Source organism: Ensifer sp. GW101-20A05 (assembly GCF_059424735.1).
Genome location: NZ_JBWKZT010000012.1, coordinates 198,364 through 217,973, shown reverse-complemented (window position 1 = coordinate 217,973; position 19,610 = coordinate 198,364). Strand labels below are relative to the sequence as shown.

Below are 19,610 nucleotides of genomic sequence, written 5' to 3'. Positions count from 1 at the left end.
TAGTCATATTACCAACACTACTCCTACCCACTTAGCTAAGTGGGGAAGCATGTCCGGACCTTTCGGGGGCTAATTCACCGGTTTCCGCCGGCAACCTCCACACGACACTGCTCAGTTGGCGCGAAAGCAATCCCAACGTGGAGATCGATGCCGTTGAAGCTCAGCGCTTGGATCTAGTGAACGGTCTGAAGGAGCGCGCGGTCGATATCGCCATATTGCCCGGCGAGGCAAGCTATTCTGAAATCAAAAGGGCCGCCTTCTGGAGTGAACGCTTGCTCGTCGCGATGGCGGCGGATTACCCGCTCGCTGCATATCCGTCCGTGCAGTGGTCCGACCTGCGCGATGAGACTTTCTGGCTCACGGCCAATGATCCGGGACCCGAGATTCACGACATGCTATTGGGTCATCTATCGGCATTCGGGATCCGTCCGAAAATCAAGATGCAGCCGGTCAGCCGTGAGTCGATCATGAACATGCTGGGCGCTGGTTTCGGCGTAACCATCACCTGCGAAGGTGCGGCAGGATTGCAGTATCCAAACATTGTCTTGCGGGAGGTGCGTGCCTCTCACGGCCCCTGCTTGATCGCATATTCTGGGTATTGGCACGAAGACAACTCGAATCCAGCGTTGAAGAATTTTCTTGCCTTCGTGCGCAATCGCTTTGCGCTGACGTTTTGCCTCCCGTAGTGGCCATCGGGACCTTGGGTGGCATTCGCCTCCCTCAATAAATCAGGAGACAGCACAGCCCTTTGAACAGAGAAAGGGGGAATGGTGGGGTTTCTCATCAACCATTTAATCTACGAGCAGGTGTGCGAACAAATCTTTGCACGCCCTCACTTCATTGTTGGCGGCGTTGCTGCCAAACCGTTAGCGCACGATATCGGAACAAGCGTCATGCCGGTTCGCGAGGCCCTTATCCGCCTCGCCCAGCAAGACGCGCTCGACAGTATCCCGTCGAAGGGATTTTTTATTCCGCCTCTCAAGGCGCATTACATCGAGGAGGCCTTCAATATTGCGCGCCAACTCGTTGCCAAGCAGCACAGCCCCACTTCCGACGATGGCAGGGCCGAACTGAAGGATGCCATCGTGCAGAACGTGCTACTGTCTTGGCATTGGGAGGTTTTTGAATGGATTGCCACACCTTCAGGCTTCCGTGCGATCGAGAGGGGGCAATACACTGATTTCGACAGGAAATTCCTTGTGATAGCGTCGAAGTGCATGGCGGAGGTCGATTGGACGATCATGCGCTATATCTGGGGCAAAACGATTCACTACCGATACTATATCTACAGCAATTTTGACCTTTACGCCGCCCCAGTGCCCAATTTGACCAGACAACCCAACCACCGGAACGAGGTAGCGCGCTTTGTCGATGAGGTTTTCAGACGATACGCACGCCTCGCCGGAATCGTCACGGCACAGGCCGGCGCCAACCAGCGCCCTTCGCCTTACATGTGATCGCAAATCGCCGCGGCGTTATACGCCTTCAGTTACGCGCGTCCGATCGCTGAGATCAATGACGTTGTCTGTCTGACGGATTGTGCTCTTGCGGTGGGTGATCGCCAAGACGGTGACTTCGCCTGCGACCCTCCGAATATGGTCCATGATAGCTGCTTCCGTCGCCTCATCGAGGGCGGAACTCGCTTCGTCCAGCAACAGAAACTTCGGTTCGCCGTAAAGCGCCCTGGCAATTGCAATTCGCTGACGTTCGCCACCGGACAGTTTCAGGCCACGCTCTCCGACGATCGTTGAGAACCCATCGGGAAATTCTTCGATCCGATTGAGGATCGCCGCCTTCGCAGCGGCCACGCGCAGTCGCTGCTGATCGATCGGTCGGCCCAGAGCGATGTTGGCCGCTAGCGTATCGTTGAGCAGCATCACTTCCTGCGGCACGATGCCGACCGATGCATACCAATCCCGTCGGTTGACCTCGAAGAGGTCGACGCCGTCGACACGAATTTGCCCCTTGGAAGGTTCGACAGTTTTCAACGCCAGCCGGAGAACCGTCGATTTTCCCGAACCGGTCTCGCCGATAATGAAGGTGATGGCTCCTCGCTGGGCGATAAAGCTGACGTCCGCTATTCCACGCCCGTCGTCATAGGAAAAACCGACGTTCTTGAATTCGAGCCGTCCGCCGACGGAGGCGAGTTCACCGCGCGCTGCAGTCCGGTCACTCTCCTCCGGAGACGCCCACATCTGGGCGAAGGGCCTGAATTGCGCATAGGATCTCACCAGGCTCTCGATCGCGAGACCAACCATCTCGAAAGGCTGGTTGAGTTGAAGAAGGAGTGCATTGAACAGCACGATGTCGCCGACAGAGACGGTCCCTTCTCGGTAGCGGGGCAGGAAGATGGTGAAAGCGATCGCGAACTGAATCGCAAGAGCGAGACCGTAGACGCCAGCATAGGCGATCCGTTTCAGACAATAGCTCCGCCAGTTGTGAAGGACCTCTTCAGCGCCGCGTCTGTAGCGGTCACTCATCCATCCGCAGCTTCCAAAGTAGCGCAACGTCTCCATCGAGGAAATCGCGTTACCCACCAACTGCGCATTGGCTTGCCCGGCCGTCGTCGCTTTTTCGAGGTGCGGCCGCGTCCATTTGTTCGAGAAATAGGTCAGCGAGATAAACACCGCCCCATATCCAAGGACGACAAGGACCACCCTTGCATCAATGGCGGCACCCAGGACGGCCAGGGTCAAAGCAAGCTGCGCAAAGCCGGGTATGAGGACCATCAAGGCAAGTTGCACTACGACGATGAGGGCTTGTGTTCCCTGCATCTGCGCAGACTGAATCTCCGCTGGATTGTGCTCGACGAAGAACCGAGGCGACTTCTTGACCAAGCGCTCGAAAAAGCCAGTGGCGGCGATGAAATTTAGGTCCTCGGCGCTCATCGCGGCGAGGTACTTCACCATGCTTTGCAGCGCGATCGAGAGCCCGATGACAACGGCGTAGATCAAAAGACCCGCAGAAATCGTCTCCAGCCAGCGATCATCGGTCAGGCGATCGACAAGCCGCGAGAAAAGGTAGGGCGCGAAGACCGAGGCCAGCGACGAGGCGACCACGTCGGCGGCAACGAGCACTATCGTATCCCGCGAGGCCTTCCAGAAGCTCAAGATGATCCCGCAGAGCGGAGCCATCACCATGCGCCAATCGCTCAGCTTTCCCGAAGTTGGCATTTCTGGTGATTTCCTTCGGATCTAGTGGCGTCGACACAGTCACGTCGCCAGCAACATCTGAAGGAGGCCGGACGCCGCGACTACGGCTAGACCTTAATAGGAGGCGACCGCTCGGCCGTGATAAGCGCGAAATACCCCGATTATAATATGTCTGGCATCTCGACGAAGTTGTCGTCCGCATCAATGGTCGCAGATGCTGGCTGTGGCGGGCTGTCGATCAAGATGGATATGTTCTCGACGAGATCGTCCAGACCCGCCGCGACACCAAGGCCGCCAAGCGATTGCTGATGCGGCTTTTGAGGAAGCAGGGCTGTTCGCCCCGCATCGTCACCGACAAGCTGAAATCATATTCAGCCGCAAAGCGTCAGGTTATGCCTAACGTCGAGCATCGCTCGCACAAGGCTTGAACAACCGCGCCGAGAATTCTCACCGCCGTTTCGAAAACGGGAACGAATGCGGCAGGGCTTACGATCGAAAGCTTAGGCCCGCACGATATGGGCGAGCGATGACGACGGGCGATGGATGCTGGCCTGGTTCTGCGCAAGCGCACTGTTGCGCACTTGGCGACGTTGTCCGATAACAGGGAGTATCTCGTCACCAGATACGGACCTGAAATGGACTGTCTCAGATAAATCGGGTCACGGCGACACTTGAGGAATTGGCGCAGACAGTTCGAACGATTGTGGCGGCCGAGAAATCCTACAAGTAGAAAGATCCAAGCATGGCCATCGAATAGCCCACGGACACAATCGCGTTTCACGCGTTTTCGTCGGCGGAGATGTCGTTGCGACAATCATCAAGCATAAGAACGACACGAATAGGAACACGAACAGTGGATTCTACTACGTAACAGTGCTTGGCACAGATCTGCGGGATCGATTTCGTTACATCGGCGAAGCGCGGTCGGCGGCTGAACGGATATACGGCGAGCGCTGATCTCAGGCAAAAAGGGCCTGTTGCGTGGGTGCGGACCGGCAACTCTGGATGCAGCCGATCCCCATTATCCGCTAAATGTACCAATCCGCGTCCAATGAGTACGCCTCGATGTAGTCGATCTTCATCTCTGATCCATCGACAAAGTCGTCATTCGGTTTGCGTCGCGCGCGGATATCGACATGACCAAGCTGATCGTCGAAACGGCGAAACCGCTGGGGATCGCCGTGCACGATCACATCATTATCGGCAAGGATGGGCATGTCAGCCGGAAAAGGCCCGCGACTGTTTTGACGTCCGCCCCGGTTTACAGGACTACAGCCACTTCGCGCGACGGAAGAAGCGAAAGAGCGTCAGGCACAAACCGATAATCACCGCCAGCACGACGAAATAGCCGTAGCGGAACTTCAACTCCGGCATATCGTCGAAGTTCATGCCGTAGATACCGGCTATCGCCGTCGGCACGGCAAGGATCGCGGCCCAGGACGCCAGCTTGCGCGAAATTTCCGTCTGTTCGGATTGCCCGACCATCAGGCTCGCCTCGAAGGTAAAGGCAAGCACCTCGCGCAACGCATCGATATCCTCCTGGACGCGGCGCACGTGGTCCGTCACGTCACGGAACAGCGGCTGCAGCGCCGCATCCATGCCTGGCAGATCGATGTGCTCGTGGCGACGGCAGACATCGACGAGTGGCACCACGGCATTGCGCAACCTGAGAAGATTGCGGCGCATCAAGTAGAGCCGTTCGATGTCACCCTTGACCAGTCGCTCCCGCAACAGCCGATCTTCCAGTTCCTCGACCTCCTCATGGATCGCCTCGATGACCGGCATATAGTTGTCGACGATGAAATCGAGGATCGAATAGAGGATATAGTTTTCGCCATGGGCGAGTGCTGCCGGGGAAGATTCGCAGCGCTGACGCACCGCCATGTAGGACGTGGACGCACCGTGCCTGACCGAGACGACATAACCTCGCCCGACGAAGAGATGGGTCTCGCCGAAGGCGATCTCGTCACCAACCATGTGGGCGGTGCGCGCCACGACGAAGATCGAGTCGCCATAGATCTCTAGTTTTGGCCGCTGGTGCGCCTTGCAGGCGTCCTCAATCGCCAGGTCGTGCAGGTCGAACTCCTGCTGTATCTGGCGCAGCAGTTCCGCATCAGGCTCATGCAGCCCAATCCAGACCACCGCGCCCGGCCGCGAGCGCCATTTGCCGGCATCTTCGATGCCGATATCGCGTACCCTTACGCCGTTTTCATAGACCGCCGCCGCAACGACACCCGGCCGATGGTCCGGTTGCCGGATGACGCCCTCGTCGTCAGGCTGCGGCACCGCCCTGTTCGTCAGCTCCAATCCCATCGCCACCCTCCCAGGCAAATACGACACCGATGGGCCCGGCATGTCGTAACGAAGCCAAGCATACGCACATTCCCTTATATTCTCATCCAGCTGTTTCGGCTATGAAAACCACTTCATTAAACCGTGCCATTGACGGCATAGACGCTTGCAAGCGAGAGTTTTTGCGATGCACAACGATTCTTCCCTTCAAACGGAAATGCCCATGACTCAGTTCGATCTCATCGTCGTCGGAAGCGGGCCCGCCGGCCGCCGCGGCGCCATCCAGGCCGCCAAGCTCGGCAAGAAGGTCCTCGTCATCGAACAGGGAAAACGCGTCGGCGGCGTTTCGGTGCACACGGGCACCATCCCCTCCAAGACGCTGCGGGAGACGGCGCTCAATCTTTCCGGCTGGCGCGAGCGGGGCTTCTACGGGCGGGCCTATCGCGTCAAGCAGGAGATCAGCGCCGACGATCTCCGGCAACGGCTGATCATCACCCTCAATCACGAGGTCGAGGTCCTCGAACACCAGTTTGCCCGTAACCGCGTGCAGCAGATGCGCGGCAAGGCAAGCTTCGTCGATCCGACCACGCTCGAGGTCGTCAAGGACGACGGCGAGACCCTGCTTGTTTCAGGCACCAGCATCATGCTTGCCGTCGGCACCAAGCCTTTCCGTCCGGACTACATGCCCTTCGACGGCAAGAGCGTGCTCGACAGTGACGAACTGCTCGATATCGCAGAACTGCCGCGTTCGCTCGTCGTCATCGGCGCCGGCGTCGTCGGCATCGAATATGCGACGATCTTCAGCGCGCTCGACACGCACGTGACGGTCATCGACCCGAAGACAACGATGCTCGACTTCATCGACAAGGAGATCGTCGAGGATTTCATCTACCAGCTGCGCGATCGCAACATGAAGCTGCATCTCGGACAGAAGGCCGAGACGGTCGAGCGGCTCGACGATGGTAAGGTCCTGCTGACGCTCGACAATGGCCGCAAGATCGTCACCGACATGGTGCTTTTCGCCGCCGGACGCATGGGGGCAACCGATACGCTCAACCTGCCGGCCGCCGGGCTCGAGGCAGACAGCCGCGGGCGGCTCAAGGTCAATCCGGAGACGTTCCAGACATCGGTCCCGAACATCTATGCCGCCGGCGACGTCGTCGGATTCCCGAGCCTTGCCTCGACCTCTATGGAACAGGGCCGCATTGCGGCTCGCGTTGCTGTCGGCGCGATTGCCATGGAACCGCAGAAGTATTTCCCCTACGGCATCTACGCGGTGCCGGAAATCTCCACCTGCGGCCTTTCGGAAGAAGAGGTGAAGGAACGCGGCATCCCTTACGAATGCGGCATTGCCCGTTTTCGCGAGACCTCGCGCGGTCACATCATGGGTCTCGAATCCGGTCTTCTGAAGATGATCTTCTCGATGAAGACCCGCCGTCTTCTCGGCGTGCACATCATCGGCGAAGGCGCGACCGAGCTGGTCCACATCGGTCAGGCTGTGTTGAACCTCAAGGGCACGGTCGAGTATTTCGTCGAGAACACCTTCAACTACCCGACGCTTGCCGAAGCCTACAAGATTGCCGGCCTCGACGCCTGGAACCGCATGGGCGAGATCAAGCAGGAACTGCCGAAAGCGTAAGCCGCTAGCGACATATCTGAGCACGCATCAAACGACGACAACGGCAGTCAAAGGGATCCAATTCGATAGGTGACGAGCAATACCGCTTTGTCACCTATCGCCCAGAGCGCCGTTCAAGATTGCGTGCACGCCACCATGCCAGCGAATCGGGTAGCCTTGCCGCTCCTGATGAAGAGACATGAACGCCATGCGCATCCTTTCCCTCAATGCCTGGGGCGGCAAGCTCCATTCCCCATTGATGAGATATCTGGCGGAAGTCGACGCCGATGTCCTGTGTCTGCAGGAGATCGCGCGGTCGCCGACGACCGACGCCGAATGGCTCACCTATCGCGATACAGATGTCGAACTGCCGCAGCGCGCCAACCTCTTCGATGAGATCGCGGCAGCACTTCCTTGGCATGATGGCTGCTTCTGCCCGACGGCGCGCGGCACGCTCTTTGACGGCGACAGGCCGGTGGCCTCGGAATTTGGGCTCGCGACCTTCGTCCGACGCTCCCATTCCGTCATCGGTCAGGCGCTCGGCTTCGTGCATGGCAGCTTTTCATCCGAGGGCTGGGGGCCACATCCACGTGCCCGCAATGCCCATTGCATCCGCCTGTTCGACCATGATGCCGGCACGGCAATCACCATCGCCCAGATGCATGGCCTACGGGAGATCGGCGGCAAGAACGACACACCGGCACGGCACGCGCAGGCAGACGCGCTGGTAAACCTCATCCGTCAGGTCTGGCCGGGCGATGAGCGGCTTGTCGTGTGCGGTGACTTCAACGTGCTCCCGGACAGCGTGACCTTTCAGGTGCTCGCAGAGCTAGGGCTGACTGACCTGGTCGTTTCCCGTGGCCACACGGATACTCGGACGTCGCACTATCTGAAGGGCGGCCGCTTTGCCGATTACATGCTCGTGAGTGGCGAGGTTGATGTCGCCCGGTTCGATGTCGTCGAACGGCCGGAAGTCTCCGACCATCGCGCCCTCCTCCTGGACATCGGCCGGGCCATTTCGCCACGCCGCTGAGACGGCGACGTCACCGACGCCCCTCAAACGAAAAAAACCCTGCCGCAAGCGGCAGGGCTTTTTTGATTCCTAAGGCTTCGGTCCGATTACTCGGCGCTGTCGTCAGCGGCCTTCTTCTTGGCCGGAGCCTTCTTCTTCGGAGCGGCGGCTTCTTCGCCTTCGGCGGCTTCAGCCTTGGCAGCGGCCTTCTTCTTGGCCGGAGCCTTCTTGGCAGCCTTGCCTTCGCCCTCTTCGTCGTCAGCCGTCAGCTCTTCCTTGGAAACCGTCTTGTCGGTTACCGAGATTTCGCCGAGCAGGTGGTCGACGACCTTTTCTTCGAACAGCGGAGCGCGCAGCGAAGCGGCAGCACCGGGGGTGTTCTTGAAGTAGTCGAGGATCTGCTTTTCCTGGCCCGGGAACTGGCGGAGCTGTTCGAACAGCGAACGCTGCAGTTCGTCGTCGCTGACCTGGACGCCGGCCTTTTCGCCGATTTCCGAAAGAACCAGGCCGAGGCGAACGCGACGCTCGGCGAGCTTGCGGTATTCGGCGCGGGCTTCTTCTTCGGTGGTTTCTTCGTCAGCGAAGGTCTTGCCGGCCTGCTGCAGGTCGGTGTTGATCTGGCGCCAGATGTTTTCGAATTCGGCTTCGACGAGGCGCTCCGGCGTTTCGAACTGGTAGAGTTCGTCGAGCTGGTCGAGGATCTGACGCTTGACCTTCTGACGGGTCAGGTTGCCGTACTGGCTTTCGATCTGGCCGCGGACGATTTCCTTCAGCTTGTCAGCCGATTCGAGGCCGAGCTTGGTGGCCAGTTCGTCGTTGATTTCGATGTCCTGGGCGGCAGCGACGTCCTTGACGGTGATGTCGAAGGTCGCTTCCTTGCCGGCGAGGTTTGCGGCCGGGTAGTCAGCCGGGAAGTTGACAGTGATGGTCTTTTCGTCGCCGGCCTTCAGGCCAACGAGCTGCTCTTCGAAGCCCGGGATGAAGCGGTTGGAGCCGAGAACCAGCTCGGCGTCTTCGTCCTTGCCGCCGTCGAAGGCTACGCCGTCGACCTTGCCGAGGTAATCGATCGTGACGCGGTCGCCGTTGGCGGCCTTGCCCTTCTTCGATTCGTAGCTGCGGGCGCTTTCGGCGATCTTCAGGATCTGCTCGTTGACTTCTTCGTCAGCGATCTCGACGACTTCGCGGGTCACCTTGATGCCGCTCACGTCCTTGAGTTCGATCGCCGGGATGATTTCGTAGGCAACGGTGAACTCGAGGTCAGCTTCCGCATTGAGGATCTTGTCGGCTTCGGCCTCGTCCTCGGTCATCGCGACTTCCGGCTGGGTCGCCGACTTCTCGCCGCGGCCCGACAGGATCTCGGTCGGCTTCTCGCGGACGATCTCATTGACGAGGTCGGCCATGATCGACTTGCCATAGACCTTCTTCAGATGCGCAACCGGCACCTTGCCCGGACGGAAGCCGTTGATCTTCACACGGTCCTTCACTTCGGCCAGGCGCTCGTTCATCCGAGCTTCCATGTCCTTGGCCGGGATAACGACCTTGAGTTCGCGCTTCAGCCCTTGAGCGAGCGTTTCGATAACCTGCATGTTCAAACCTTCATTTCACGTTGACTGTGCTCTTCCCCTTCGAAAGGTCTGGCGAGCACGTGAGCCGATCCATTTGCCGGGAGTGGCTTTACGCAGTTCTGCAACCGTTTTGCAAGCAAAATGGCACTCCAGCCCCCTTCATCCTCGCAGAATCCGGACTTTAGGCGCGATCGCTGTCTGGTGCGGGTAGAGAGACTTGAACTCCCACGCCTTGCGGCACCAGAACCTAAATCTGGCGTGTCTACCAATTTCACCATACCCGCGTTCAGACAATCGCACCGCCTGACCGTATTTCCGCAAGTCCAACCAGCGGAATACCGCGGATACAATGGGCATGCTGAAAGTTCAGGGCTTTCCCGAGCGCGGCGTCTCTATATCACTCGTTTTCACGGGATCAAAGGGAAAATGCGGAATTCCACGACGGATCGGAGCGCGTTCGCGGAGCTTCAATAAAGGGGCTCTTCATAGACCGGGCTGCCATTGACCGCGATCTCGCGGATCTGTGCTCTGCCCTTGCCATCAACGCGGATGTTGACGGAGAGCGCCTCGGCATTGCGCGCCTCTTCCAATGTGCGCCCTTCGCCCTCCGGCACGTAGAAGCGCTCGATGCCATAGTCCACGGTCAAGGGTAACGGCGACGGCGACGGATAGTAGGAGAATGGAAGCGAGCGGAGCACGACGCTGTCGCCGGTCACCGGCAGCGGCTGGAACGACGCTTCTGTCGCCGTCCAGAACCCGTCTGGCTGCTTCGCCAGCCGAACATAGAGCATCACCTCGCCCGATTGTGTCGGAAGTCCACCTTTGAACAGTTCCGGCTGCAACCTTGAAATATCATAGCTCAGTATCACGTAGTCGCCTCTGAGCAGGTCGCGCGGATCGACGGGCACGGTCTTCAGAAGGACATCCCGCCCGCTTCTGAGGATCGAAGCCCTGCTTTCGATCATGTAACCGAGCGCCGCCGTCTGGACGCCGGCCACAAGCAGGGCGGCGAGCAGCGGGTTCAGCCAACGTCTGGTCGATGCACCACTGTTCATTGAGAAACCTCCGCCTGGCGCGTTCGCGCCATATGCCCCTCGATCCGAATGACCAGCCAGGCGATGCACGCGACGACCAGGCCCGAAATCAGGAAGAAGCCCGATGTGCCAAGCATCGATCCCAAGGTTTCGAAGGCGAGATAGAGAAGCTCGCCGGCAAAGGCGATGTAACCGAGATAACGCACCGCCCCGTTCTGCGCACCGGCAAGCGCAATGCCCAGGAGCGCAACCAACAGCGTGCCTGTTCCGGTCGCGACCTCCGTCGTCACCCCAACCGCCTCGTATTGAAGTCCGGTGAAACCAAGCAGGGCGAGCGCGAAGGAATAGAAAGCGGGCGCTGAACCCGCCTCGAGCGCAAGTTGGCGCACGGGCGAACCCGGCAGGGTCGCCGCCAGAAAGGCCGCAAGGCCGAGGACTGCGAGGCCGACCGCGAAAGCAAGTGACGGACTATCCAGATAAAGCCAGCCGAGCCAGGAAAGGACGAGCAGATAGGCCAGATGCCGGGCCCTGCCCGCCTCCGTGAAGCGGACCAGAAGAACGACGATCACGGCCAGAACCGGCACGGACCACAAGTGCCAGTCAGAAGCCGTGCTGAAACCATTTTCCGTCAACATGGTACCGAAATAGAACCAAGCGAGCCCGCCAGCGGCCGTTGCCATCGCTGCAGAGCGAAACGCGAGCGCCGAAAGGCAGGCGCCAACGAACCAGAGCAGCGCTGCATCCGCCGCATCGCCCGACAAATGATACATCTGCCCGATGAGCGCGATGCCGCCGCCAAAGGCCGCCGCGCCCAGAACCAGCGCCGCGGCGGCAAATGTCGTCCTGCCATTCTGGATCAGCCAGGCAGCGGCGAAGTGGAAGCCCCAGATCAAGGCGACGATGCCGGCGACGCGCGCGAGGCGCGGCAGTTCCTCCCAATTGGCGGCAACAAGCAACAGGATCGATGCGGATAACAGAAGGGCCGCCAGCATAAGCAGGACGCGCCCTGCCCGGAACGTCGACTCGCGTCCGTCATACTCGGCAAGCATGGCGCGCGCGGCATCTTCCTGCAGCAGCCCCTTGTCGATCCAGTGTTTGAAGTCTCGCTCGAGACGCGCGCGATACATCCTGCCCCCAGCCCTAAGAATCCAATGCTTGAAATGATCCCGTTGCGTCACCAGCTAACCACGTATCGGCGCGGAAACACAATCGCTCTGTCGCGACTGAGGCCCCGAGCCGAAAGAGACTGATGAACGGCTTGCGCGATGCGCATATCTTCCATGCGGATATTGCACTGCACAAATCGATTTAAAGCCCCTATATTCAAATCATCAAAGGCGAACGACGGCATGGAGCCAGACGGTCGCCGGCGGAAGCGGCCAACCGCCTCAGTTTACTGAGAAAGGCCCGGGCAAAACCCGAGAGAATTCGGTCGAGCGTACTCCTCCTCCCAACGCTCCTCCGATCAGATTGGCAACACTCCTCCTCCCAGTTGCCAATCACTTCAAATGACGCTCGCTGGACCTCCTCCCCCAGCGGGCGTTATTGTTTTCAGCCCTCCCCCAGCAAGAAAATCTCCGACTTTGCGCAATTGCACAATATTCGTGCACACTTTCTCTGTATTCGCTCGCAGCCATGCACTCGATGCATAGGTGCCATTCTGGATCAGCGCTACCCTTCCGCCCGACTCCATACTATCTTCAACTCATCGATCGGGGCGGCGCACTCCTCCTCCCAGCGCCCCTCGATTTGGATCGGCGACACTCCTCCTCCCGGTTGCCGATCAGAACAAAGCGACGCTCGCTGGATCTCCTCCCCCAGCGGGCGTTGTTTGTTTTCCGGCCCTCGATTTGGGTCGAAAGCTTCAATCATCAGAACCTGATTGCAGATGCGTTTCGAACGCCATCCGACGTCTGTCCGCCGCGCTCAGGCTTGCACGTGCTGCATGGGTGCGATGCAGCATTATCTCTGTAACTTCTGCTCAAAACGATTATATTCCAGACCATCAGATGACGGCCAGCAAGAGAGATGAGCGCTGGCACACGACCCTAGAAAGGATAGGATCATGAACCTCGCACGTTCTTTCAACAATTGGCGCAAGTATCGTCAGACCTGCAACGAACTCGGCCGCATGAGCGACCGTGAGCTGAGCGACCTCGGCATCGGCCGCGGCGACATCCCCTACGTTGCTCGCCAGGCGATCAAGTAATTCAGGCTGCGCTTCAAGCGCGACCGACCTCCAGTAAACGCCCTCCGGTTCATTCCGGGGGGCGTTTTCTTTTGCCTCTTGCTCTGGCGTCACCGCCGCCCTTTCGCACGTGCGAAATGCTGTAGCCCACCTCGCCGGCGAGCAGCGAGCACCACCCTCGTGCCACGCATTGCAACCGCTCGCGCTCCAATTCCAAAAACATATGAAAAACAAAACACTAGAGCGTAGTGATCCGCATTTTAATCAATCGTTAATTGATGCCACCTTTTGAAGCGGTGCCCATCTATGCGGCGATGCACTGCACAAATGCATAGCAGCTGCATTTTCTTTGCACTCCACCTTCTAATTAGACAAGCGTATAAGAACCTCAACGACGCAGACAGATGGCTGTCGCGACAAACCGATCTTGAGGAAAAAGTCATGAACCCGATTCGTATCGCAAAAAGCTGGATCAACTACCGCCGCACCGTCAGCGAGCTCGGCAACCTGTCGAACCACGCTCTCAGTGATATCGGCATCACCCGCTACGATATCCGCAACATTGCGGCCCGTTCCTTCCGTTAATCTCAACGGTTCGAACTGACTTCCAAAACGGCGCCCTCCGGGCGCCGTTTTCGTTTATTGACATTGGAACGAAGGGCCGAGCCGTGATAGGAAGCCGCCCATGAGCAAAGACACCTCTTCCCATTCTCCCATCCATGTCGTCGGCGGCGGCCTTGCCGGTTCGGAGGCTGCCTGGCAGATCGCCGAGGCCGGAGTCCCGGTCATACTGCACGAGATGCGCGGCGTGCGCGGCACCGACGCGCACAAGACCGACGGCCTTGCCGAACTCGTCTGTTCCAACTCGTTCCGCTCGGATGATGCGACTAGCAATGCGGTCGGCGTTCTGCATGCGGAAATGCGCCTTGCCGGCTCACTGATCATGAAGTCCGCCGACGCCAACCAGGTTCCGGCCGGCGGCGCGCTCGCCGTCGATCGCGACGGATTCTCTGACGCCGTCAGCGCTGCGATTGCGGCCCATCCGCTGATCACGGTCGTGCGCGAAGAAATCACCGGCCTGCCGCCGAGGGAATGGGACCTCGCGGTCATCGCGACCGGCCCTTTGACGGCACCCGATCTTGCAGAAGCCATCCGCACGGAAACGGGCGCCGATGCGCTCGCTTTCTTCGACGCCATCGCGCCGATCGTCTACACCGAGACGATCGACATGGACGTCTGCTGGTACCAGTCGCGCTACGACAAGGTCGGCCCCGGTGGCACCGGCAAGGACTACATCAACTGCCCGATGACCGAGGAGCAGTACCACGCCTTCGTCGACGCGCTGGTTGCCGGCGACAAGACCGGCTTCAAGGAATGGGAAGGTACGCCCTATTTCGATGGCTGCCTGCCGATCGAGGTCATGGCCGAACGCGGCCGCGAGACGCTGCGTTACGGACCGATGAAGCCGATGGGCCTCACCAATGCCCATAACCCCACGGTCAAGCCCTATGCCGTCGTGCAGCTGCGCCAGGACAACGCGCTTGGCACGCTCTACAATATGGTCGGCTTCCAGACGAAGCTGAAATACGGCGCCCAGGCGGAAGTCTTCCGGATGATCCCGGGCCTGGAGAATGCCGAATTTGCACGCCTCGGCGGCCTGCACCGCAACACCTACATCAATTCGCCGACGCTGCTCGACCGAACGCTGACGCTGAAGTCGCGCCCGGGCCTGCGCTTTGCCGGTCAGATCACCGGCTGCGAAGGATACGTGGAGAGCGCCAGCATCGGCCTGCTCGCCGGGCGCTTCGCCGCCGCTGAGCGCAAGGGCGCGACTTTGGCCGCACCGCCAGCGACCACCGCCTTCGGCGCGCTGCTGAACCATATCACCGGCGGGCACATCGTTTCCGACGATGAGCCGGGCAAACGTTCGTTCCAGCCGATGAACGTCAATTTCGGCCTGTTCCCGCCGCTCGATCCGGGAGCAATCACCAAGCCGGAGGGCGCCAAGCGCTTCCGTGGCAAGGAAAAGGCCGCTGCCAAGAAGCAGGCAACGGCGTCGCGTGCGCTCGCAGATTGCGCCGCATGGCTCGGCAAGTCCGCCTGACGGCGAATATTATACCAGAACACGAAACGGCCCGCTCGCGATGACGCCAGCGGGCCGTTTCTTTTGAATGGATCTGTGATGTCGCTACTCGCTCGCCTGCGCCGTAGGGGACGGTTCCGAGTCGGGCTGCGTGAATTCCGATTTCGGGTTGAAGCTGCCGAGCAGCCAGAGAGAAACTTCCGCCGCCTCGCCGGCGTTCTGGAACTCGAAGGCATTGTCCAGATAGGCAAAGTCCGGGAAATGCACGATCAGCCCGCGGCCGGTCTCCGAGCTGTTCACCCGGACCTTTCCAGGCTGGATGACGTGGCAGACATAGTGCGTGCCATGCGATTGGATGAAGCCCGCCTTGCCGTCGTGCAGCCTCAGGAAGATCGCCTTCCGGTCCGCGGTGGAATGCAGCGCCCGGATCGCTTCATCCGGAAATGCGCGCCCGAATTCCACCATCGCAGAACCTGCATCGGGATTGTCCCAATCCCGCTCCGCACGAGCGTTCATCCACATGTAGAATGCGCCGGCCAGAACAATGACGGCGATGAGCAATAACCAAAGCATCCGCGGGCGCTCCCCTTCGCTCGGCATGACGCCGATAAACCGCTTCTATAGACTACGAGGCTTGTGCCAATTTGGCGTCCCGTCGGGCGCGCCGACGCGGAACGCATCGGGTTTTTACCGGGCAGGCGTTCCGCTACAGCCGGCTGCCTTGCCGCGCTAGATCATTTCACTGTTTCATCGAAACACTGAAGTGATCTAAGTTTTTTGAAATTACGCAATTCCGGACGGAAAACCGTTTCACACTTTTCCAGGAATTGCCCTAGAAGCGACGACGCCGAGCGGCACGCCACATCCACCATTGCCGTAGCCATTGCGCCGGGCGAATGGGCGCCTTCAAAAGTCCAGCGCCAGCCGCCTCGGCGCGATCGAAGATCGGCTCGGCCAGCGCGAGCGGCACGAACGCCGGAAAATTCGACGGCGAGATCGCCGCCATCTGAGCCCGTGCCTTGGCCAGATGATCCCGCCCGAACCCAGAAAATGCCCTAATCGCCCGGCCGATACCGTCGCTGTCTTTGCCGGCAATAAGCGTTTCCCGATCAAGGCCGGTCGCGCGCAGCAGTTCTGCCGGCAAATAGACCTGGCCGCGTCTCAGATGCAGCGGCAACAGCATCAGGAGGCCGGCGACAGTCTGCGCCACACCGGCGTGACCAGCGGCTTCCGCCGATTTGGCCGCATTCTGCGGGTCGAGCACCAGCGACGAGAGCTGGATCAAGGCCGAAGCGGTCTCGCCGGCGTAACCTTCGAGCGCCGAGCGGTCTTCCAAGGGGTCGTCATAGAGATCGAAGATCCGGGCATCGATCATGTTCTGCAGGACCGAGACCGGCAGCCTGTGCTCGCGAATGCACTGCAGAAGCGCTTCGGCGAGCGGATGCCCCTCACCGGAGGCTGCATCGTTGCCGATGAGATCGCGCCACCACTGCATGCGGATTTCGCCTGGAATCGGCTCATGCACGAGATCGCGAATTCGCGCGATTTCCGCGTTGAACGCATAGAGTGCCGCGAGCGAGCGCTGCTTGTCGGCGGGGGCAAGCAGGCAGGCGAGATAGCGGTCGCGGTCCGTATCCCTGAGGTCGGCCAGGATCTGAGCGGAAATATCTTGCACGTCGTCTTCCCCGAATGCCCGATCAGACAGCGATCAGCGCGACGGCGACAGCACGCGATTCGGCCAGCATCACATTGTAGGTGCGAACCGCAGCCCCGGTGCTCATCGGATCCGACGATACATTGACGGCACGCAGCGCGGCCTTCAGGTCTGCGGGCAGCGGGCGGATGTCCTTACCGGTGCCAACCAGCAGCACTTCGATGTCTTTCGCCTCATCGATGACCCTGAGGAATTTCTCGACGGCCAGGGGATCGCCTTCGGCCACGTCCCACGCATAGACGCCCGAGGGCAGCATCAGGATCGAGCCGCGATGCGACATGTCCGCAAAGCGAAAGCCGCCGTTGCCATAGGCATCGATCGGTGCGCGGCCCGGAAAATGCGCTTCGCGAATTTCAATACCCTTGGGCATTTCAAACTGTACCCTTTGCCGCGCCGGCAGCACCCGTATCCGCGCCGGACGCGTTTTCGTCCCCCGGAATGTGGTCGGTCCGCTTCCCGAAGAGGATGAGGATCGGGCCGGCGATATAGATAGAGGAGATCGTCCCGGCGACGACACCAAACAGCATGGTGATGCTGAATGAGCGAATGAGGCCGCCGCCGAAGAGATAGAGCGCGGCGAGCGCCAGAATGGTCGTCAGCGCCGTCAGGATCGTGCGCGAGAGTGTCTGGTTGATCGACGTATCGATCAGCACCGAAAGCGGCATGCGGCGATAGCGGCCGAGATTCTCGCGAATGCGATCGTAGATCACAACTGTATCGTTCAACGAGTAGCCGACGATGGTGAGAACGGCGGCGATACTGCCGAGATTGAACTCGATGCCCGTCAGCACCAAGAACCCAATCGTCAGCAGCACGTCGTGCACGGTTGCGATAATCGCACCGACGGCAAAGCGCCACTCGAAACGCAGCCAGACATAGAGCAGGATCGCCACGAAGGAGATTGCGAGCCCAAGCGTTCCCGCGCGCGTCAGCTCGCTCGAAACAACCGGGCCAACCACTTCGACGCGGCGGAAGTCGTATTCGTCGGCCAGCTCCGTCCTGATGACGCTGGCTGCGGTCTGCTCGGCATTGTCGCCCGCTTCTTGAGACGGAACCCGCACCAGCACATCCTCGCCCGAGCCCAGTTGCTGGACCTGGACCTCGCCAAAGTTCAGCTCGTCGAGGCGGGTGCGGAGGTCGGCAACGTCGACGGGACCGCCCTTGGAGTGCAGCTCGATGATCGAGCCGCCCTTGAAGTCCACACCCAGATTGAGCCCGATACCCGCAAGCAGGAGCACCGAGGCCGCCGACAAGGCGGCCATCAGGATGAACACCGGATTACGGATCCGCATAAAACGGATGTCCAGATCGCTGAAGCGCCCGGTTCGAATGCCCTTCGGCAGGCGTTCCGACTTCCACTGCCGGAGCCAACGCTTCACGATCAGACGGGTCACCGTATAGGCGGTGAAAAGCGTCGTGACGCTGCCGATCGCGAGAGTGACGGCGAAACCGCGCACTGGCCCGGAACCGAGGTAGAACAGGATGGCGCTGGCGATCAGCATCGTCAGGTTGGCGTCGAAAATGCTGCTGAAGACGCGAGAGAAGGCGTTGTTGATCGTGCGGAGCAACGGCTCGCCACCACGAACCTCCTCGCGAAGGCGCTCGTAGATCAGCACGTTCGAATCGACCGCGACGCCGATCGTCAGGATGATGCCGGCAATCCCCGGCAGGGTCAGCGTCGCCCCCGACACGGAAAGCGCCGCAAGGATCAAGACGATATTCAAGGCGAGCGCGATGACGGCAAAGACACCGAAAACGCCGTAAAAGAAGATCATCGAGGCGGCGACGGCGATCGCCGCGACAAAGCCGGCCTTGAGGCCATAGGCAATCGCGTCGTCACCGACACCAGGGCCGACCGTCCGCTCCTCGACGAAAGTCAGCGGTGTCGGGAGCGGTCCGGTCCTGATGAGGGCGGCAAGATCCGCAGCAGAGTCGGCCGGAAGCTCGGCGGAGATACGCGCCGTGTCGCCTTTGACGGCATCCGAAAGCTTGGGCGTTGCGGCAACCTGGCCATCAAGAACGATCGCAATCTTCGCCTCGGGCTGCTGCTCCGTGACCGCGGCAACCCGCTGCTGCGCGGCCGCCTCGAGCTTGACCGCGACCGACGCCGTATCGGCGCCGGCATCTGCTTCCGGCTGCGCGGCGACAAAACTGGCCGCCGCCAGCAATGGTTCCTTCTGGACTAGATAGGGAACCGGCGGATCGTCATAGGAATAGAGGACTTCTGCGCCCGCTGGCACCTGGCCATCGACGGCTCGCTCAACCGGCACGGACGTATCCAGCAATCTGAAAGTCAGATGTGCGCTTTGGCTGAGCAGATCTTTCAGTCGTTGCGGGTCGTCGAGCCCCGGCACCTGGACGATGAGCCGATCTTCGCCACGGCGCTGGATCAGCGGCTCCAGAACGCCAACTTCAGCGACGCGGCGACGCACCACATCGATCGATTGTGCAAGGGCCAGTGACAGCCGGTAGTCGATGCCTTCGTCGGTCAGGCGCAGACGGACGAGTTCATCCTCGTCGGCGCTGTCAAACACAACTTCGGAAATCGACCCGGAGCCAAATCCGCCGGCATCGACCGGCGCCGTCAGTGTCTTCAGCTTATCGCGAGCGGCGGGGAGTTGCGCACGGTCCCGAACCCGGAACGAAATCGACTGACCTTCGCCCGATAGGCCGATATAGGCGATATCGGCATCGCGCAGGGACTTGCCGACTTCGCTGGCGACCGCTTCGAGCCTCTCGGCGACGATGTCGCTGCGCGCGGCCCGCAGCATGAAGTGCGAGCCTCCCTGGAGATCAAGGCCGAGCGCCACCTGGCGATGCGGCATCCAGGACGGTAATCCGGCTGCCTCTTCACGGCTCAGAACATTCGGCAACGCGAAGGCGATGCCGGCGAGAGCCACCAACCAGACGAGGATACGTTTCAACGGCGGAAATCTGCGCATGCCTCAAACG

At 60.2% G+C, this 19,610-nt stretch carries 15 protein-coding genes, 1 tRNA gene and 3 pseudogenes; 9 read left to right on the top strand and 10 right to left on the bottom strand.

Annotation, left to right across the window (positions count from 1 at the left end; genetic code table 11):
• Positions 1-92: 92 nt before the first annotated feature.
• A pseudogene (locus AC070A_RS25845) lies at positions 93-686 on the top strand (LysR family substrate-binding domain-containing protein); the annotation flags it as partial.
• 81 nt (positions 687-767) lie between these two features.
• Positions 768-1,457, top strand: coding sequence for a GntR family transcriptional regulator (locus AC070A_RS25840; RefSeq protein WP_058329911.1), 690 nt, complete (start codon positions 768-770; stop codon positions 1,455-1,457).
• 18 nt (positions 1,458-1,475) lie between these two features.
• On the opposite strand, the gene AC070A_RS25835 is transcribed toward AC070A_RS25840, so the two are convergent.
• The gene (locus AC070A_RS25835; RefSeq protein WP_494773597.1) at positions 1,476-3,059 is read right to left on the bottom strand and encodes an ABC transporter ATP-binding protein; all 1,584 of its coding nucleotides are present in this window, start codon (positions 3,057-3,059) and stop codon (positions 1,476-1,478) included.
• Positions 3,060-3,322: 263 nt separating this feature from the next.
• On the opposite strand from AC070A_RS25835, the pseudogene AC070A_RS25830 reads away from it, so the two are divergent.
• Positions 3,323-3,647, top strand: a pseudogene (locus AC070A_RS25830) (IS6 family transposase); the annotation flags it as partial.
• Between the two features lie 623 nt (positions 3,648-4,270).
• Positions 4,271-4,381: pseudogene (locus tag AC070A_RS25825) on the top strand (JAB domain-containing protein); the annotation flags it as partial.
• A gap of 40 nt (positions 4,382-4,421) precedes the next feature.
• Here the strand turns inward: AC070A_RS25825 and AC070A_RS25820 are convergent.
• On the bottom strand, positions 4,422-5,465 hold the full coding sequence (locus tag AC070A_RS25820) for a magnesium and cobalt transport protein CorA (RefSeq protein WP_082616300.1): 1,044 nt from the start codon (positions 5,463-5,465) through the stop codon (positions 4,422-4,424).
• Positions 5,466-5,667: 202 nt separating this feature from the next.
• On the opposite strand from AC070A_RS25820, the gene sthA reads away from it, so the two are divergent.
• Together sthA and AC070A_RS25810 are read left to right on the top strand one after the other, a co-directional pair.
• Entirely contained in the window at positions 5,668-7,083 is a 1,416-nt protein-coding gene (sthA, locus tag AC070A_RS25815; RefSeq protein WP_057255851.1) for a Si-specific NAD(P)(+) transhydrogenase, read from the top strand.
• 187 nt (positions 7,084-7,270) lie between these two features.
• Positions 7,271-8,095 carry an endonuclease/exonuclease/phosphatase family protein gene (locus AC070A_RS25810; protein WP_057256075.1) on the top strand — a complete coding sequence of 275 codons (825 nt, stop codon included), beginning with the start codon at positions 7,271-7,273 and terminating at the stop codon, positions 8,093-8,095.
• Between the two features lie 86 nt (positions 8,096-8,181).
• Here AC070A_RS25810 and tig read toward each other — a convergent pair whose 3' ends face one another.
• The 4 genes from tig to AC070A_RS25790 form a co-directional block, all read right to left on the bottom strand.
• Positions 8,182-9,660 carry a trigger factor gene (tig, locus tag AC070A_RS25805; protein ID WP_057255849.1) on the bottom strand — a complete coding sequence of 493 codons (1,479 nt, stop codon included), beginning with the start codon at positions 9,658-9,660 and terminating at the stop codon, positions 8,182-8,184.
• A 178-nt stretch (positions 9,661-9,838) separates the two neighbouring features.
• Positions 9,839-9,923: transfer RNA gene (locus AC070A_RS25800), tRNA-Leu, on the bottom strand.
• Positions 9,924-10,106: 183 nt separating this feature from the next.
• Positions 10,107-10,694, bottom strand: coding sequence for a GDYXXLXY domain-containing protein (locus AC070A_RS25795; protein ID WP_057255847.1), 588 nt, complete (start codon positions 10,692-10,694; stop codon positions 10,107-10,109).
• Complete coding sequence (locus AC070A_RS25790; protein ID WP_057255845.1) at positions 10,691-11,800, bottom strand: DUF2157 domain-containing protein; 1,110 nt, start codon at positions 11,798-11,800, stop codon at positions 10,691-10,693. The genes AC070A_RS25795 and AC070A_RS25790 overlap by 4 nt, the downstream gene beginning before the upstream one ends.
• A 938-nt stretch (positions 11,801-12,738) precedes the next feature.
• Here AC070A_RS25790 and AC070A_RS25785 point away from each other — a divergent pair.
• The 3 genes from AC070A_RS25785 (at position 12,739) to trmFO (ending at position 14,965) form a co-directional block, all read left to right on the top strand.
• Positions 12,739-12,882: a DUF1127 domain-containing protein gene (locus tag AC070A_RS25785; RefSeq protein ID WP_065376908.1), complete on the top strand. Its 144-nt coding sequence runs from the start codon at positions 12,739-12,741 to the stop codon at positions 12,880-12,882.
• Between the two features lie 420 nt (positions 12,883-13,302).
• Complete coding sequence (locus tag AC070A_RS25780; RefSeq protein WP_082616298.1) at positions 13,303-13,446, top strand: DUF1127 domain-containing protein; 144 nt, start codon at positions 13,303-13,305, stop codon at positions 13,444-13,446.
• A 100-nt stretch (positions 13,447-13,546) separates the two neighbouring features.
• Positions 13,547-14,965 carry a methylenetetrahydrofolate--tRNA-(uracil(54)-C(5))-methyltransferase (FADH(2)-oxidizing) TrmFO gene (gene trmFO, locus AC070A_RS25775; RefSeq protein ID WP_113131807.1) on the top strand — a complete coding sequence of 473 codons (1,419 nt, stop codon included), beginning with the start codon at positions 13,547-13,549 and terminating at the stop codon, positions 14,963-14,965.
• Between the two features lie 84 nt (positions 14,966-15,049).
• Here trmFO and AC070A_RS25770 read toward each other — a convergent pair whose 3' ends face one another.
• The 4 genes from AC070A_RS25770 to secDF all read right to left on the bottom strand — a co-directional run bounded on the left by AC070A_RS25770 (position 15,050) and on the right by secDF (position 19,600).
• Positions 15,050-15,517 (bottom strand): hypothetical protein, encoded by a 468-nt coding sequence (locus AC070A_RS25770; protein ID WP_058326614.1) that lies wholly within the window; start codon positions 15,515-15,517, stop codon positions 15,050-15,052.
• Positions 15,518-15,776: 259 nt separating this feature from the next.
• Positions 15,777-16,619, bottom strand: coding sequence for a phytoene/squalene synthase family protein (locus AC070A_RS25765; protein WP_113131806.1), 843 nt, complete (start codon positions 16,617-16,619; stop codon positions 15,777-15,779).
• A 22-nt stretch (positions 16,620-16,641) separates the two neighbouring features.
• Positions 16,642-17,028, bottom strand: coding sequence for an Mth938-like domain-containing protein (locus tag AC070A_RS25760; protein WP_057255838.1), 387 nt, complete (start codon positions 17,026-17,028; stop codon positions 16,642-16,644).
• A 1-nt stretch (position 17,029) separates the two neighbouring features.
• Positions 17,030-19,600, bottom strand: a complete 2,571-nt coding sequence (gene secDF, locus AC070A_RS25755) for a protein translocase subunit SecDF (RefSeq protein ID WP_113131805.1) — start codon at positions 19,598-19,600, stop codon at positions 17,030-17,032.
• Positions 19,601-19,610 lie beyond the last annotated feature (10 nt).

What these genes read in the sequence shown, in the direction of transcription:
- AC070A_RS25810 (WP_057256075.1), top strand. Translation starts at nt 7,271, where the DNA reads ATGCGCATCCTTTCCCTCAATGCCTGGGGCGGCAAGCTCCATTCCCCA.
- AC070A_RS25790 (WP_057255845.1), bottom strand. Translation starts at nt 11,800, where the DNA reads ATGTATCGCGCGCGTCTCGAGCGAGACTTCAAACACTGGATCGACAAG.
- sthA (WP_057255851.1), top strand. Translation starts at nt 5,668, where the DNA reads ATGACTCAGTTCGATCTCATCGTCGTCGGAAGCGGGCCCGCCGGCCGC.
- AC070A_RS25840 (WP_058329911.1), top strand. Translation starts at nt 768, where the DNA reads ATGGTGGGGTTTCTCATCAACCATTTAATCTACGAGCAGGTGTGCGAA.
- AC070A_RS25780 (WP_082616298.1), top strand. Translation starts at nt 13,303, where the DNA reads ATGAACCCGATTCGTATCGCAAAAAGCTGGATCAACTACCGCCGCACC.
- AC070A_RS25770 (WP_058326614.1), bottom strand. Translation starts at nt 15,517, where the DNA reads ATGCTTTGGTTATTGCTCATCGCCGTCATTGTTCTGGCCGGCGCATTC.
- tig (WP_057255849.1), bottom strand. Translation starts at nt 9,660, where the DNA reads ATGCAGGTTATCGAAACGCTCGCTCAAGGGCTGAAGCGCGAACTCAAG.
- secDF (WP_113131805.1), bottom strand. Translation starts at nt 19,600, where the DNA reads ATGCGCAGATTTCCGCCGTTGAAACGTATCCTCGTCTGGTTGGTGGCT.
- AC070A_RS25760 (WP_057255838.1), bottom strand. Translation starts at nt 17,028, where the DNA reads ATGCCCAAGGGTATTGAAATTCGCGAAGCGCATTTTCCGGGCCGCGCA.
- trmFO (WP_113131807.1), top strand. Translation starts at nt 13,547, where the DNA reads ATGAGCAAAGACACCTCTTCCCATTCTCCCATCCATGTCGTCGGCGGC.
- AC070A_RS25795 (WP_057255847.1), bottom strand. Translation starts at nt 10,694, where the DNA reads ATGAACAGTGGTGCATCGACCAGACGTTGGCTGAACCCGCTGCTCGCC.
- AC070A_RS25820 (WP_082616300.1), bottom strand. Translation starts at nt 5,465, where the DNA reads ATGGGATTGGAGCTGACGAACAGGGCGGTGCCGCAGCCTGACGACGAG.
- AC070A_RS25785 (WP_065376908.1), top strand. Translation starts at nt 12,739, where the DNA reads ATGAACCTCGCACGTTCTTTCAACAATTGGCGCAAGTATCGTCAGACC.